General features: G+C 58.4%; 12 protein-coding genes. 5 read left to right on the top strand and 7 right to left on the bottom strand.

What is annotated here, in order from left to right; translation table 11 throughout:
• Positions 1-341: 341 nt before the first annotated feature.
• On the bottom strand, positions 342-2543 hold the full coding sequence (gene katG / locus AC2FLJ_RS22090) for a catalase/peroxidase HPI (RefSeq protein ID WP_496707686.1): 2202 nt from the start codon (positions 2541-2543) through the stop codon (positions 342-344).
• A 269-nt stretch (positions 2544-2812) separates the two neighbouring features.
• A complete protein-coding gene (locus AC2FLJ_RS22085; RefSeq protein ID WP_108860443.1) occupies positions 2813-3658 on the bottom strand; it encodes an SDR family oxidoreductase in 846 nt (281 codons plus the stop codon).
• Between the two features lie 90 nt (positions 3659-3748).
• Between AC2FLJ_RS22085 and AC2FLJ_RS22080 the strand changes: the two genes are divergently transcribed.
• Entirely contained in the window at positions 3749-4381 is a 633-nt protein-coding gene (locus AC2FLJ_RS22080) for a class I SAM-dependent DNA methyltransferase (protein ID WP_496707685.1), read from the top strand.
• Positions 4382-4387: 6 nt separating this feature from the next.
• Here the strand turns inward: AC2FLJ_RS22080 and AC2FLJ_RS22075 are convergent, their stop codons facing one another.
• Genes AC2FLJ_RS22075 through AC2FLJ_RS22065 form a run of 3 tightly spaced genes read right to left on the bottom strand, consistent with a single transcriptional unit; the run spans position 4388 to position 8356 of the window.
• The gene (locus AC2FLJ_RS22075; protein ID WP_496699979.1) at positions 4388-5167 is read right to left on the bottom strand and encodes a carnitinyl-CoA dehydratase; all 780 of its coding nucleotides are present in this window, start codon (positions 5165-5167) and stop codon (positions 4388-4390) included.
• Positions 5164-7179 carry an acetate--CoA ligase family protein gene (locus AC2FLJ_RS22070; protein WP_496699978.1) on the bottom strand — a complete coding sequence of 672 codons (2016 nt, stop codon included), beginning with the start codon at positions 7177-7179 and terminating at the stop codon, positions 5164-5166. The genes AC2FLJ_RS22075 and AC2FLJ_RS22070 overlap by 4 nt, the downstream gene beginning before the upstream one ends.
• Positions 7180-7195: 16 nt before the next feature.
• A complete protein-coding gene (locus AC2FLJ_RS22065; protein ID WP_109313076.1) occupies positions 7196-8356 on the bottom strand; it encodes an acyl-CoA dehydrogenase family protein in 1161 nt (386 codons plus the stop codon).
• A gap of 78 nt (positions 8357-8434) precedes the next feature.
• Between AC2FLJ_RS22065 and AC2FLJ_RS22060 the strand changes: the two genes are divergently transcribed.
• Positions 8435-9376 carry a GlxA family transcriptional regulator gene (locus AC2FLJ_RS22060; protein WP_282154114.1) on the top strand — a complete coding sequence of 314 codons (942 nt, stop codon included), beginning with the start codon at positions 8435-8437 and terminating at the stop codon, positions 9374-9376.
• Here AC2FLJ_RS22060 and AC2FLJ_RS22055 read toward each other — a convergent pair.
• Together AC2FLJ_RS22055 and AC2FLJ_RS22050 are read right to left on the bottom strand one after the other, a co-directional pair.
• Positions 9373-10362 (bottom strand): sterol desaturase family protein, encoded by a 990-nt coding sequence (locus AC2FLJ_RS22055; RefSeq protein WP_108860643.1) that lies wholly within the window; start codon positions 10360-10362, stop codon positions 9373-9375. The genes AC2FLJ_RS22060 and AC2FLJ_RS22055 overlap by 4 nt on opposite strands.
• Positions 10363-10384: 22 nt before the next feature.
• Positions 10385-11140, bottom strand: coding sequence for a class II aldolase and adducin N-terminal domain-containing protein (locus tag AC2FLJ_RS22050; protein WP_496707681.1), 756 nt, complete (start codon positions 11138-11140; stop codon positions 10385-10387).
• Between the two features lie 118 nt (positions 11141-11258).
• On the opposite strand from AC2FLJ_RS22050, the gene AC2FLJ_RS22045 reads away from it, so the two are divergent.
• From AC2FLJ_RS22045 to AC2FLJ_RS22035, 3 genes are all read left to right on the top strand, one after another.
• Entirely contained in the window at positions 11259-12134 is an 876-nt protein-coding gene (locus tag AC2FLJ_RS22045; RefSeq protein ID WP_108860449.1) for a LysR family transcriptional regulator, read from the top strand.
• 144 nt (positions 12135-12278) lie between these two features.
• A complete protein-coding gene (gene ade / locus AC2FLJ_RS22040) occupies positions 12279-14081 on the top strand; it encodes an adenine deaminase (RefSeq protein WP_496707679.1) in 1803 nt (600 codons plus the stop codon).
• Positions 14078-15541 carry an AMP nucleosidase gene (locus AC2FLJ_RS22035; protein WP_496707677.1) on the top strand — a complete coding sequence of 488 codons (1464 nt, stop codon included), beginning with the start codon at positions 14078-14080 and terminating at the stop codon, positions 15539-15541. Before ade ends, AC2FLJ_RS22035 begins: the two co-directional genes overlap by 4 nt.
• Positions 15542-15659: the final 118 nt, after the last annotated feature.

Below are 15659 nucleotides of genomic sequence, written 5' to 3'. Positions count from 1 at the left end.
CGTCTCCACCGTCTCTCCGATGCGTCCGGCCGTCTCTCCGACCCGTCAGCGCCGCCTCAGCAGCGCCGGTGAAGGGGTATTTACGGATTAGGTCTGGGACCTGCAACCCCCATTTTGAAAAAACTTCACATTTCTCTGCTGAAACTCGCCCATATTAATGAAAACAATAAGTTAGCTTAATAATTTGGGTAAGAAACTCGATCGGGCGCTGCGTGATGCGGGGGTTTGTCAGAGCTTTAGGCGGAATCGTACCCAATGGTTGGTATGCCTGCGGGATCCGACCCAAAGAAAACGCCGCCCGAGTCCCCTCGGGCGGCGCTATCTCTGCGATGATCGTCGATTTACTTCAGATCAAAACGATCCGCGTTCATCACCTTGTTCCAGGCCGAGACAAAGTCGCAGACAAATTTACCCTCGGCACCCGTCTGACCGTAGACCTCGGCGAGCGCCCGCAGTTGCGAGTTGGAACCGAAGACCAGATCGACGCGTGTACCGGTCCATTTGACCTCACCGCTGGCGCGGTCACGACCTTCATAGACGCCCTTGCCGGCCGGTTTCCACTCGGTGTCCATATCCAGAATGTTGGTGAAGAAGTCATTGCTGAGTACACCCACACGATCCGTGAACACCCCATGCTTGGCGTCACCGAAATTGGCACCAAGAACTCGCAGGCCACCGACAAGTGCCGTCATCTCTGGTGCGGACAAGGTCAACAATTGTGCGCGATCGACCAGCAACTCTTCGGGCGAGACGGTGTAGTCGGCCTTTTGGTAGTTGCGGAAACCGTCTGCTGCGGGTTCCAGCACTGCGACACTGTCCACATCGGTCTGCTCTTGCGATGCATCGGTGCGGCCCGGGGTGAACGGAACCTCAACATCCTGACCGCCAGCTTTGGCAGCCTGCTCGATGCCGACGGCACCGGCCAGAACGATCAGGTCGGCCAGCGACACTTTCTTGTTGCCTGACTGCGCGCCGTTGAACGCCTCTTGAACGCCTGCCAGCGCATCCAGCGCCTTGGACAGTTTCATTGGCTCGTTGACGTCCCAATCCTTCTGAGGCGCAAGACGGATACGGGCGCCGTTGGCACCGCCCCGCTTGTCCGACCCACGGAAGGTCGAGGCCGAGGCCCATGCGGTCGAGATCAGCTCGGACACCGACAGACCGGATGCAGCGATCTTGGCTTTCAAATCCGCTACATCGGCATCATCAACCAGGTCGTGATCCACCGCAGGCACGTTGTCCTGCCAGATCAACTCTTCGGTCGGGGCTTCCGAACCGATATAGTTCGAACGCGGACCCATGTCGCGGTGAGTCAGTTTGAACCAGGCGCGTGCGAAAGCATCTGCGAACTCTTCCGGGTTCTCGTGGAAGCGTTTCGAGATCGGGCCATAGATCGGATCCATGCGCATCGCCATGTCGGCGGTGGTCATCATGGTCTTGACCTTCTTGGTCGGATCACCGGCCGCCGGGGCCATGTCTTCTTCTTTGACGCCGATTGGTTCCCAAATCCATGCGCCTGCGGGGCTTTTGGTCAGATTCCACTCGTATCCGAACAGCAGATCGAAATAGCCGTTGTCCCATTTGATCGGGTTTGCGGTCCATGCGCCCTCGATGCCCGAGGTCGTGGTATCGTCACCCACGCCCGAGCCGAACTTGTTGATCCAGCCAAGGCCCATCTCTTCGATCGGGGCCGCTTCGGGTTCGGGGCCGACCAGATCAGGATCGCCCGCGCCGTGCGCCTTACCAAAGGTGTGGCCACCAGCGACCAATGCGACGGTTTCTTCGTCATTCATCGCCATCCGGCCAAAGGTGTCGCGGATATCACGGCCCGAGGCCAGCACGTTTGGTTCACCATCCGGGCCCTCGGGGTTCACATAGATCAGGCCCATCTGAACGGCGGCCAGTGGGTTTTCCATGTCGCGCTCACCAGTGTACCGGCTGTGCGGGTTGTCGGTGGGGGCAAGCCACTCAGTTTCGGAACCCCAATAGATGTCTTCTTCTGGCGCCCAGATATCTGCGCGACCACCAGCAAAGCCAAATGTTTTGCCGCCCATGGTTTCAATGGCGCAATTGCCGGCAAGGATCATCAGGTCGGCCCAGGAAATCTGGTTGCCGTATTTCTGCTTGATCGGCCACAGCAGACGGCGCGCCTTATCAAGGTTGCCGTTATCCGGCCAGCTGTTCAGTGGCGCAAAGCGCTGGTTCCCGGTCGAGGCACCGCCACGGCCATCCGCCGTGCGATATGTACCGGCGCTGTGCCAGGCCATCCGGATGAACAGACCGCCGTAATGACCATAGTCGGCAGGCCACCAATCCTGAGAATCGGTCATCAGCGCGTACAGGTCTTCTTTCAGCGCCTTCATGTCCAGCTTCTTGAATTCTTCAGCGTAGTCGAAATCAGGCCCCAGCGGGTTCGACGCGGGCGCGTTCTGATGTAGGATCGAAAGGTTCAGCTGGTTCGGCCACCAATCCCGGTTCGACCGGGTTCCTGCGCCGTGCATTACAGGGCATCCGCCCGTTTTGGGGTTATCACTTCCGTCCATGTCGATCTCCAATCCTGGCTAAAATCCGGCTCGTTCGCGCGGTGAGAAACGCGGGCGATCAAGAACATATATAGATGACACTTTTACCTCTTTTAGATGCGCGGCTTGGATTGCGCGCATTCTGTCAAAGGTATCGGCGACTCTTGTCTTGTCGCCGCCAGACCTAGCAAATTCGAGCCATGCAAATAAGTTTTCTTTATGGATGGTTATGATAACCAAAAACTATCACTAAGCACCCAGTGCGCATCGCCGGAAATCAGGCCGATAGCTCAGTCATCGGTCATCAGCGACCTCAATCCGACCCGATAGTTCGGATACATTAGGTTTACACCCAGCTCATCCTTGATCCGATCGTTCCTGACCCGCTTGTTCTCATTGTAAAAGCTGCGCGCCATGGGGGTCATGTCGGCCTCGTCGAACGGTACTTCGGGCGGCAATGGCAATCCCTGCAATTCGGCCGCATAGGCGATGACATCCTGCGGTGGAACGGGTTCATCATCACATACGTTGTAAATCGCCCCCGGATTAGGCGCGGACATGGACGCGGCAAGAACCTGGGCAATGTCGGCGACATGAATTCGGGAAAAGACCTGCTCGGGCTTGATGATACGTCGCATACCCACGCGCTTGAGCTTGGAAAACGGCCCACGACCGGGACCGTAGATGCCCGCAAGGCGAAAGATGTGTGTCGGCAAGCCGGGGATACTCTGCCACTGCTCCTCTGCCTGCACCCGCCATTTGCCGCGCTGCGCCGTTGGCGTCGCAGGGGTGGCCTCGTCGACCCAGTTGCCCTGATGATCGCCATACACGGCCGTGGTCGAAAGATAGCCAACCCATTTGAATTGCGCCGCCCGTTCCGCAATCTCATCCGCCAATGCAGCCAGAACCGGATCTCCGTCCGCGTTTGGCGCAGCCGAGATCAAAAGATGCGTCACCCCATCCAGCTGTGGCACTTGCCCCGGCCAAATCACCGGCTCTGCGCCGGACGCCTTGACCACCTGCGATTGGGCCGGATCACGCGTCGTGCCCAAGATACGCCAACCATGGGGTTGCAACTGACGGGACAAAGCCTGTGCCGAGTACCCGTGACCGAAGGAAAATAGTGTGCCTGTCATACGTTCTTAGATGATCCGCAATTTCGCCAGATGCAAGAACTCTGCCAAGGATACTTGATTCGAATCCCCCAATGCGCCTTTCTTTTGGGTATGAGTGACAAAACACCAGACCTGCATGCCGCCTACGCGCTGGATTCCCCGGAAGACCACAAGCGTCTCTATGCTGAATGGGCCGGGGATTACGACGAAGGCTTTGCCACGCGCGAGGACTATCAGCTGCACATCCATACCGCCCGCGCCTTTGTCGGCGCCGGCGGGCAAGGGCCTGTGCTTGATGTAGGTGCAGGCACTGGCCTGTGCGGTGCGGTTCTGGCCCGGCTGGGCGTGGGACCGATTGATGCCACCGATATCAGCGCCGAGATGCTGGATCAGGCCATGCGCAAGGATATCTACCGCGACGCCATTGAGGCCGATCTGAACGAAGGCATCCCGGTGCCGCGCGAAAGTTACTCCGGAATCGTTTCATCCGGTTCGTTCACCCATGGTCACCTCGGGCCAGAAGCTTTGACTGCACTGCTGCGTGCGGCCCGCCCCGGTGCACAATTCGCGCTGTCGATCAATGCCCAACATTATGAAAAGCTGGGATTTGCCGAAGCCCTGCACCGGTTAGCGCAAGGCCAGATTCGGAACCTGACCCTGCCCGAAGTTCGCATCTATGGCGATCTTGCATCTGGCCCCAACAAGGATGACACAGCGCTGATAGCCCTGTTCGAACGCGCTTAGGCCGACTTACCGCCCCTTCCACACAGGATCACGCTTTTCAGCAAAAGCGCGGGCGCCTTCCAGATTGTCTTCAGAGCCATAGAGGGTATCAACCGTCGGCAATTGCCGCCCGGTGATCCGGTTCATGGCATCCTGAAATTTGGAATCTTCGGCATCGCGTACGATTGCCTTGATCGCGGCATAAACCAAGGGCGGGCCGCTGGCCAAAAGACGCGCCAGTTCCCACGCCCGATCCATCAGTTGATCACCCGGAATGACCTCGTTCACCAACCCCCAGTTCTTTGCCTCATGCGGATCGAACCAGCGCCCGGTCAGCAGCAGTTCCATCGCCACATGATACGGAATGCGTTTGGGCAGTTTTACGCTGGCGGCATCGGCCACTGTGCCTGAGCGGATTTCCGGCAGCGCAAAACTGGCGTGTTCCGCAGCAAGGATCATGTCGGCGCTCAGGGCCAATTCTAACCCGCCGCCGCAGGCGATCCCGTTGACGGCTGCGATGACCGGCTTGTTCATGTCCCGCAGCTCCTGCAGCCCGCCAAAGCCACCAACGCCATAGTCTCCGTCGACTGCGTCTCCGTCAGCGGCTGCTTTTAAATCCCAGCCAGGGCAAAAGAACTTCTCGCCACCCCCGGTCAGGATCGCGACGCGCAGATCAGGATCATCACGGAAGTCACGAAACACCTCGCCCATGACGCGGCTGGTCGCCAAATCAATCGCGTTCGCTTTGGGACGGTCCAAAGTGACTTCCAGAATTGCGCCATCACGCTTGGTTTTGACTGGGTTCATATACTTGCCTTTCGGATTAGAGCATCCACCGCTATGGCACGGTCCGGTGTGCAGATCAGTGGGTTTATTTCAACTTCGCTGACATGGGATGCATTGGCAATGACGTAGGCCTGCACCGCATCGACAGCGTCCAGGATGGCCTCAATCTCTGCCGCTGGATTGCCGCGATATCCCGCCAGCAAAGGGGCGCAGTTCAAATTACCCAGCGCCTCTTTCACCGCGGTGCGAGAGGATGGGATCAAAAGTGAAACCGTGTCGCGCAGGATTTCAGTCAACACACCCCCTGCACCCAGCGTCAGAACGAACCCGTGGGCCGCGTCTCGGGTCACGCCGACCAACAATTCTGCCACGCCGCCAACAGCCATTTCCTCAATAAGGACCTCTTCGGTTCCGATATCCGCCGCGACTTCACCCACAGCGTCAGCGTGAACCTCAAGGCGCACGGCCGCATGTTCCGACTTATGCGCCAGCCCGACGCCCTTGATCGCAAAAGGACCAGTCAGCGCGGCAGAGGCTTGTTTCGCCAGATCTGCCGACACAACAACGTTGTGCGGTACACGCACACCGAATTCCGCAAGAGCCTGCTTGGCTTCTGCTTCGGTCAGAACATGATCCGCAACGGTATCCGAGGGCAGCAGAACCGGTTCGGCCTCCGTTGCTTGCGGCCGCGCGGCCGCCTCAATTGCCGCAAGCGCTTCGTGCAATCCGGCAAAAGGGACAACACCGCCATCGAGTAACCGCTGCGCAACGTCTTCGGGTAAAAGCTCCGGCAGGGTCGCCGTTACTGCAAAGGGACGCCCCGTCTGAGCGACGCAGTTCAACGCAGCCTGCGTGGCGCATTCCCAATCGGTGGCGTCCGTGTGCGGATAGTCGAGAATCGCCATAGTCAGGGCCTGTTCAGGGTTCATCATTGCGGACCACGCCCGTGTCATGGCCTGCGTATCCCGCCAGATATAGGTGTGATAATCCAGCGGGTTCGCCAGTGCTACCATCGGTCCCAAGGCATCGCGCAGGTCAGCTTTTTGTGCTTGCGACAACGGCGGGAAGTGCAGATTGCGCCCCTCGGCCATGTCGGCAGCCAGACTTGCCTCACCACCCGAACAACTGATCGATCCCAAACCGTTCGTATCCAACCGCCCGGTCACGTGCAGCAGCTTGAGGCATTCCAGGAAACTGGGAATGTCATCCAAACGCGCGATCCCGAGCCGATCCAGAAATGCCTGCGCGCCCGCATCACCACCCGCCAACGAGGCTGTATGGGAAATCGTCGCCGCCTGTGCATGGGCGGACCGGCCCACTTTCAGCGCAACAATCGGCACGTTACGATCCCGAGCCTTTTTGGCCAGCGCCTCCCATTTACGCAGGTCACCGAACCCCTCGATATGGACGCCAATCGCTGTGATCCGGTCATCATCCAACAGGGCCGAGGCGATGTCGGCCTGATGGGTCTGCGCCTGGTTCCCACTGGTCAGCATAAAGGCCAGCGGCAAGGCCCGGCGCTGCATCGTCATATTGATCGCTATGTTCGAACTTTGCGTCAGGATCGCCACACCGCGATCTACCGGTCGCATGCCGTGCTGATCGGGCCAAACAGCGGCACGGTCTAGCCCGTTGACGAAGCCATAACAGTTTGGCCCGAGGATCGGCATCTCGCCTGCGGCCTGCACCAAACGGACCTGCAAATCTGCACCCTGATCGTCCTCGGCATGCGCTTCGGTAAATCCCGAGGCAAAACACACTGCACCCCCGGCCCCCATGGCCGAAAGGATCGCGATCGTCTCGATCGTTGCATGACGGTTGATGCCAACAAAGGCTACGTCGGGGGCCGCTGGAAGGTCCTCAAGGCGTGCAAAGGCACTCAGACCCGCGATTTGACCGGCTTTTGGGTGGACCGGCCAGATGTCGCCCTGAAACCCGAATTTCCGGGCCTGTTCGATCACTGAGACGCACCAGGCGCCGCCGCCAATCACGGCGATCGATGTGGGGTGCAAAACGCGTGACAGGGAAGACATCAGGCGGGCCCCACCATCACGCACCGAGTGCCCTCAGAAGATCGCGACTGATAATGTGGCGCTGAATTTCGCTGGTCCCGTCCCAGATACGTTCGACACGCGCGTCGCGCCAGAACCGCTCAAGCGGGTAATCGTCCATCAGACCCATGCCGCCGTGAATTTGGATGGCGGCATCGGTGACCCGCGCGAGCATTTCCGAGGCATAGAGCTTGGCCGAGGCGATTTCGCGGTTTGCGGGCAGGCCTTTGTCCAGGCGGTCGGCTGCGGCCAGCGTCAACAAGTCCGCTGCGTCAATCTCGGTGATCATATCCGCGATTTGGAAGGACACGCCCTGAAACTTGCCGATCTTCTGGCCGAACTGTTCGCGCGTGGCGGAATAATCCAGCGCATAGTCGAAAGCCCGGCGCGCCCGACCTACGGACATGGCGGCCACCGTGATACGGGTCGCATAAAGCCATGTGTTCATCACCTCGAACCCGCCATCAACCTCACCCAGAACCTGAGCGTCCGGCAGACGGCAATCGTCGAAATCAAGAACCATGTTCTTGTAACCGCGGTGACTGACCGACTTGTACCCGTCCCGGATGGTGAAACCGGGCGTTCCGCGATCCACCAGAAACGCCGTAATCCGCTTTTTGGGGCCTTTCGGCGTCTGATCCTCTCCGGTCGCGATGAAAACGATGATGAAATCCGCGTGCTCCGCACCCGAGATGAAGTGCTTGGTGCCATTGACCACCCAGTCACCGCCATCCCGCACCGCGGCGCATTTCATTCCACGAACATCTGACCCGGCACCGGGTTCGGTCATTGCCAGCGCGTCCATCCTTTCGCCACGCACGGCGGGCATCAAGTATCGTTCGACCTGCTCGCCCTCACACGCCATCAGGATGTTCTGAGGACGCCCGAAGAAGTGATTCAGCGCCATGGATCCGCGGCCCAGCTCACGTTCGACCAGCGCGAACTCCAGATGGTTCAACCCTGCACAACCGACGCTTTCGGGAAAGTTACAGGCATAAAAACCCAGTTCAATCGTCTTGCGTTTGATCTCATCCGCGATCTCCTCCGGGACTTCGCCGGTGCGCTCGACCAGCGCCTCATGCGGGTAGATTTCGTTTTCCACAAAGCTGCGAACGGTAGAGACGATCATCTCTTGTTCGTCGGACAATCCATATTGCATCGGGCGTCTCCACATCTGGCGTTGCGGCATATTCTGACGCGGCTTGCCATTTGAAGCGTGCAGAAATAGAAGTTTACCATGCAAGAATGGACTAAATCACCCTCTGCACCGCAGCAAATCGGGGTTCTTCTGTTCGACGGATTCTCGAACCATTGCCTGGCCAACACGGTCGAGCCGCTGCGCGCTGCAAACACTCTGGCCGGACGCAATTTGTACGATTGGCAGTTCCTTGCGTTGGAGGGTGGTCCGGTGACATCCTCATCCGGGCTGCAGGTCGCGCCGCATCGCCCACTCCAGATCGCCAGTGGGGACATGCTGATGGTCATGCCATCTTATGGATTCCGCGCGCATGGCGGGTGGCGCACCCTTTCAGGCCTGCGTTCTGCGGATCAGCGGTTCAAAGTGCTGGCGGGCCTCGACACTGGCAGCTGGCTTTTGGCTCAGGCAGGGCTGCTGGACGGGCATCGCGCCACGATACACTGGGAAGAGCTGACCGGATTTACAGAAAGGTTCCCCGATGTCGAAGCCCACCGCGAGCGCTATGTCATCGACCGCAATCGCATCACCTGTTCCGGGGCCATGGCGGCCTTTGATCTGGTGCTTCATCTGATTGCACGGGATCAGGGACAGGCCCTGGCGCTGGAAGTGTCGCAACTGTTCATGACCCGCGATTCAGCGCGCTCGCATGCGGGCGGTGCCGGCGCGACCAGCGGTTACGTGAACAAGGCGCTGGCCTTGATGCAGGAACACCTTGAGATCCCCTTGCCAGTGTCCGAAATCGCAAGCCGGGTTGGCCGATCGCAGAAAGCCTTGTCCGTCCGCATGCAGTCCGAGCTGGGCGCGGGTCCCGCGCAGGTTTACCGCCGCCTGCGCCTGAACCTTGCGCGCAAACTGGTGGCAGAAACCGACCTGAGCATCGGTGAGGTTGCCCTGCGCGCGGGCTATGACGACCCCAGCGCCCTGACCCGTGCCTTCAAAGCCGAATTCGGGGTCACGCCGCGCGCGCTTCGGGCCAGCTAGGTATACATCTGTTTCTTGTAGGCCCTTGTCCGGGTCGTCGCCTCGGCCGATCCGTCATGATATGTGCCAAACCACTTGTCGAACGGAATTTCAGAGGTGCCGTAGTTGCATTCAAAATACCGGTGGTGAAGCTGGTGAAAGAAATCACCGGCACGGGCGGCATCCGTGTCTCCGGCCTTTAGTTTTTCAAACCCGGAATGAGACAACACAGGGCTGATCTGCTGGAAGGAGGCGTGGAACAGCACATGCAACGGGTGCGACGGAACGATCAGGTGGATGAAATAGGTCGTGAAGTACAGCAAGTTCTCGTACCAGTGGTTCGAGATTCCCGACCAAGGCCCAATGTTCACGTTACGATGATGCACAGCATGCACGTATTTGTAGAGCTTCGGGTGATGTTCCAGCCGGTGCACCCAGTAAAAGTGCAGACCTGACCACATCGGGATAAACACCATCCACACAACGAACCAGACCGGCGCGCCGGACCATGTGATGGTTGGCACATAGCCGTTGGCCATCGCCCAGTAGATGATCCACTGATAAACGGTCGCGACGGTCATCGCACTGCCCAGCGTCCACCAGATATTGTCCAGAACCTGATTGCGGAATGTGAACGTACCATTGTTGCGGGTCAGGTCGCGGCGGTCGAACTTTTTGTACATGCCCTGCCCTTTTCGCATGTACAGCCACCAGTGCAGCCCACCTGCGACGAGTATTTGGGGCACCATGTTCAGCAGCCAAATGCGAAACATCCAACCCGGGGCAAAGCTTTGCATACTTTCCAAAGGCGGAAAAAAGAAAGCATAGGCGGTAACCGCCAGCGCAAGGCACAAGGTTAATGCCGTGATCTGCAGCCACGCCCCGCTGTACCATTTCAGCACTTCAGCTGGGCGCGGCGGCCACTTAAACAAAGGGTTTAAACTTACCGGGCCGTCGGGGTGATAGTGCCAACGGGCGGATTCGGGGTTCTGAGTCGTGTCGGTCATGGCGGTTACCCAGTTGAAGTGGTCAGGTGGCGTAGTCCGAGCCTTCGTCATCCAGCAAGGCTTTGATCTCCCGCAGATGTGCTTCGGCCTGATCAGGATAGTCTTCCAACTCTTGCGCGGTCTTCTCGGCAACCTCTTCCGACAGCACGCGCAATCGTTGTCCCGTCTGCAGCGCGCGGATGTAGGTTTCCGCTGCGCGTTCAAAATAATAGAGTCTATTAAAGGCATCTGCCGGATCACTGCCGATCACTAGGACACCGTGATTGCCCATGATCATGACCTTTTTCTTGGGGTCCGACAGCATCGACGCGCAGCGTTCACCTTCGCTTTCAAAGGCGAGGCCTCCGAACTCTTCATCCACGACGTATCGGTCGTAGAACGTGGCCGTATTTTGATCGATCGGCGGCAAGGTGCTATCCGCCAAAGATGCCAGGACCGTCGCAAAGATCGAATGCACGTGCATCACACAGCGCGCATGCGGACAGTGGCGGTGGATTGATCCGTGCAGACCCCAAGCCGTCGGATCCGGGGCACCGGGTTGGTTCATCACATCGGCAACATTTGCGTCCAGAAACAGCAGATTTGACGCTTTGACCCGTGCAAAGTGCATCTGGTTCGGGTTCATCAAAAATTGCGTACCTTCCGGGTTCACCGCAAGGCTGAAATGATTGGCAACGCCTTCGTGCATGTTCAATCGCTCGACCCAGCGAAAGGTTGCAGCCAGATCAACTCGTTCGGCCCAGTGGTCGATATTGGCGCGCAGGTTTGTAACAGTCATTCCGGGCTCCTTTGCGGATAGCTGAGAACTTTCGGAAATCGTGCCTGTAGCGTCAAAAATTGACCAACGAAAAAAACGCAACTATTCCATTAGCTGAACTAATGGCAAGGTTATACGCATGCAAAAACCACTTCCTCCGCTGGGTTGGCTCCGCACGTTTGAAGCAGCGGCGCGGCACTTGTCCTTTACCGGCGCAGCCCGGGATCTGAACATGACGCAAAGCGCGGTCAGCCAACAGATCAAGTCCTTGGAAGGGTACCTTGGCCAGCCTTTGTTTTTGCGTCGACCACGTGCGTTGGAACTGACCGAAGCGGGCATCACGTATCTTCCGGTGGTGCGCGAGGCATTTCGGACACTGGTACGTGGAACTCAGGCCGTGACCGGCGCCCAGCAGAACGCGGTTCAGGTTCAAAGCAACATCACCTTTGCCGTGAATTGGTTGGCGCCCAGACTGCCGAAATTTCGGGTACAGCATCCCGAGGTGCAACTGAATATCTTTACTGAGCTTTGGGAGCCGCGCGAAATGGCCGAAGGGGCCGCCGTGGAAATCCGTTATTCACTACGGCCGTCAGATACGGTTAGGACCGAATTGCTGAGAACGGATCATTATTATCCAGTCTGTGCGCCGGGCTATCACGTGACGTTGGACAACCTGCAACAGCACCCGCTTTTTGACTGCTCAAACCTTCTGTCGAATTGGCTGGGGTGGACCGAGGAACAGGGTCTAAATTGGGAAAATCCTGCAATTACTTATTCGACCACCTACTTGGTCAGCCTGTCCGTAGCCATGGCTGGCGGAGGGCTGTGTCTGGCGCATGACACAATTGCCAGTGACCTGATTGCGCAAGGTCGTTTAGTAGCCCCGTTCGCCCATCGCGCACCCATGCCTGAAGCCTATTATCTGCTTCTGTCACCGCGCGCCGAAGAAAGCCCCGGTGCTATAGCGTTTGCCAATTGGGTTCGCCGCGAGCTGGAGCATGATACACAGAAATAACCGAGGCTTGCTCCCGCCCATCATCGATGCCTTGCCGGGCGTCTCTTCTGGTTGGACAGTGCAGCGCTGACGCGCTGCGTGACGGTTTGATGATACCTGTTCACAAGGGGTTGAACCTTCCTGCGCATTCGGGAAAGTTGGGCCATGGAACACACACCCTTCCCTAGTTGGCCCGATGTCGCCCCCCGTCTGATTGCCGTAGCCGCAGGTCGTGAAGCTGCAGATTCGGTCATTCGCGGCGGAATCTGGGTAAATGTGCACAGCCGCGAAACCCTTCCGAACCATGACATTGCGATCGCTGATGGGCGCATCGCTTACGTCGGACCCGATGCATCACATTGCACCGGCCCAGAGACTCAGGTCATCGAGGCCACCGGGCGTTATATGATCCCTGGCCTGTGTGATGCCCATATGCATATCGAATCGGGCATGCTAACCCCGGCTGAATTTGCCCGCGCTGTCATTCCGCATGGAACCACCAGCATGTTCACCGACCCGCATGAGATTGCAAATGTCCTTGGCCTGGACGGCGTGCGCATGATGCATGACGAGGCGATGATGCAACCGGTGAACATCTTTACCCAGATGCCGTCCTGCGCCCCATCTGCGCCGGGACTAGAAACGACGGGGTACGAAATCACCGCCGAAGACGTGGCCGAAGCGATGAACTGGCCCGGCATCATCGGCTTAGGCGAGATGATGAACTTTCCCGGTGTCATCAATGGCGACCCAAAGATGCTAGCGGAAATCGCCGCAACGCAACGCGCCGGGAAAACCGTAGGAGGACACTACGCTTCGCCTGATTTAGGGCCTGATTTTGCCGCCTATGTTGCTGGGGGTCCGGCGGATGATCACGAAGGTACCTGCGAGGCAGACGCGATCGCACGTGTTCGGCAGGGGATGCGGTCGATGATGCGGCTGGGCTCGGCCTGGTATGACGTGGAAAACCAGATCACTGCGGTCACGAAAAAAGGGTTGGACCCGCGCAACTTTATCCTGTGCACCGACGATTGCCACTCAGGCACGCTGGTTAGTGACGGCCATATGAATCGCGTGGTTCGGCACGCCATCGCTTGCGGATGTGATCCGCTGATTGCCCTGCAAATGGCGACGATCAACACGGCGACCCATTTCGGGCTGGAACGTGAGATCGGCTCGATCACACCGGGGCGGCGCGCGGATATTATCCTTAGCTCGGACCTGAAAGAACTACCCATCGACACCGTGATTGCGCGCGGTCAGATCGTCGCCGACAGCGGCAAAATCACCGTGGATTGCCCGCACCTCAACTGGCCTGATACCGCCCGGAACACCGTGCATCTGGGGCATACGCTGACCGCTGCTGATTTCGAAATTCAAGCACCTGCAGGGGCAAACCGCGTGCAGGCCAACGTGATCGGCGTGGTGGAAAACCAGGCTCCGACCAAAGCTCTGAAAGCTGAACTGCCGATCATCGAAGGATTGGTCGAGGGCGACGACGATGTCTGCCAGATCGCGCTGGTTGAACGGCACCAGGCGACGGGCGGCGTGACGAACGCTTTCGTTTCCGGATTCGGATATCAGGGCAAAATGGCCATGGCCTCGACCGTGGCACATGACAGTCATCACATGATCGTAGTCGGCACGGACCGCGAACAGATGGCACTGGCGGCAAATCGGCTGGCCGAGGTGGGTGGCGGCATCACCATCTTCCGCGATGGAGAAGAACTGGCGCTGGTCGAATTGCCCATTGCGGGCCTGATGTCTGACAGCCCTGCATCACAGGTTGCTACCAAGGCCGACGACATGGTTGCCGCGATGGTGGCCTGCGGCTGCACCCTCAACAACGCATATATGCAGCACTCATTGTTGGCGCTGGTCGTGATCCCGGAACTCCGGATTTCTGACCTGGGTCTGGTGGATGTGCGCACTTTTGAAAAGATTGACCTTCTGGAACCACTTGCATGACAATAATAAAAACACCCGACGCACCTAAACCGGAACAATTCACCGACCCCAAGGCAGCGGTCGCTCGGTTGGAAGCGCTCTATGAACAAGCAACCCGCTTTCTGTGCGACAGTTTCTCGGCAGCCATTGAGCACGGCACACCAACGGCGCGGTTCAGAGCCTATTACCCGGAAATTCGCATCAGAACGTCGTCCTATGCGCATGTCGACAGCCGCCTGAGTTTTGGCCACGTCTCAGAACCCGGCATTCATGCCACGACCGTTACACGGCCGGATTTGTTTCGGTCTTATTTGACCCAGCAGATCGCGTTGCTGATCAAGAACCACGACCAGCCGGTTACGATTGGGCTGTCCGACACACCAATCCCGGTGCATTTCGCGGTTGCCAACAATCCCGATCTGCACGTTCCGCAACAGGGCGCGGCCGGGTTCACGTTGCGCGATGTCTTTGACGTTCCCGACCTGACCACGACCAACGATGATATCGTCAACGGGGTGTACGACCACGAAGATGATGCCGGTCCGCTAGCCTTGTTTACTGCCCAACGCGTCGACTATTCGCTGGCCCGGCTTGCGCATTATACCGCGACGGATCCCAGCCATTTCCAGAACCATGTCCTGTTCACGAACTACCAGTTCTACGTCTCTGAGTTCGAGAATTACGCGCGTGCGCAATTGGCCGATCCGGACAGCGGTTACACCAGCTTCGTTTCGACCGGGAATGTCGAGATCAAGGGCTCCGAGGAAGAGTTGGCCCAACCGCTGAAGCTGCCGCAAATGCCGACCTATCACCTGAAACGCGAGGACGGGTCCGGGATCACGCTGGTCAATATCGGCGTTGGGCCTTCGAACGCTAAAACGGCCACTGACCATATCGCCGTTTTGCGGCCCCACGCCTGGCTGATGGTCGGCCACTGTGCCGGGCTGCGTAACACGCAGGCGCTGGGGGATTTCGTTCTGGCCCACGCCTACCTGCGCGAAGACAAGGTGCTGGACGATGACCTGCCGGTCTGGGTTCCGATCCCGCCGCTGGCCGAGGTTCAGGTCGCGCTGGAAAGCGCCGTGGCCGAGGTCACCGAGTTGGAAGGATACGAGCTTAAGCGGATCATGCGCACAGGCACCGTCGCCTCGGTCGACAACCGCAACTGGGAACTGCGGGATCAGTCCGGCCCGGTGCAGCGGCTCAGTCAATCCCGCGCCATTGCACTGGATATGGAAAGCGCAACCATCGCCGCAAATGGCTATCGGTTCCGGGTTCCCTACGGCACGTTGTTGTGTGTTTCTGACAAACCGCTGCACGGCGAATTAAAGCTTCCGGGCATGGCATCTGCCTTTTATACCACCCAGGTCAGTCGCCATCTTGCAATCGGAATTCGGGCGATGGAACATCTGCGCGGCATGCCGTTAGAGCGTCTGCACAGCCGGAAATTGCGTTCATTCGACGAAACAGCCTTTCTCTGACGCAAAAAAGCAACGATTTCCTCATATTTTTAGGGTTTTCGGCGCTACTATTCGTTGTGTTCGACCACAATATCCCGTTACAGTTACGCGGTGAGGCCCTATGTATCGGGCACGTTAA

Source organism: Ruegeria sp. CDSA034 (assembly GCF_059612275.1).
This window is presented reverse-complemented; position numbering and strand designations above follow the sequence as displayed.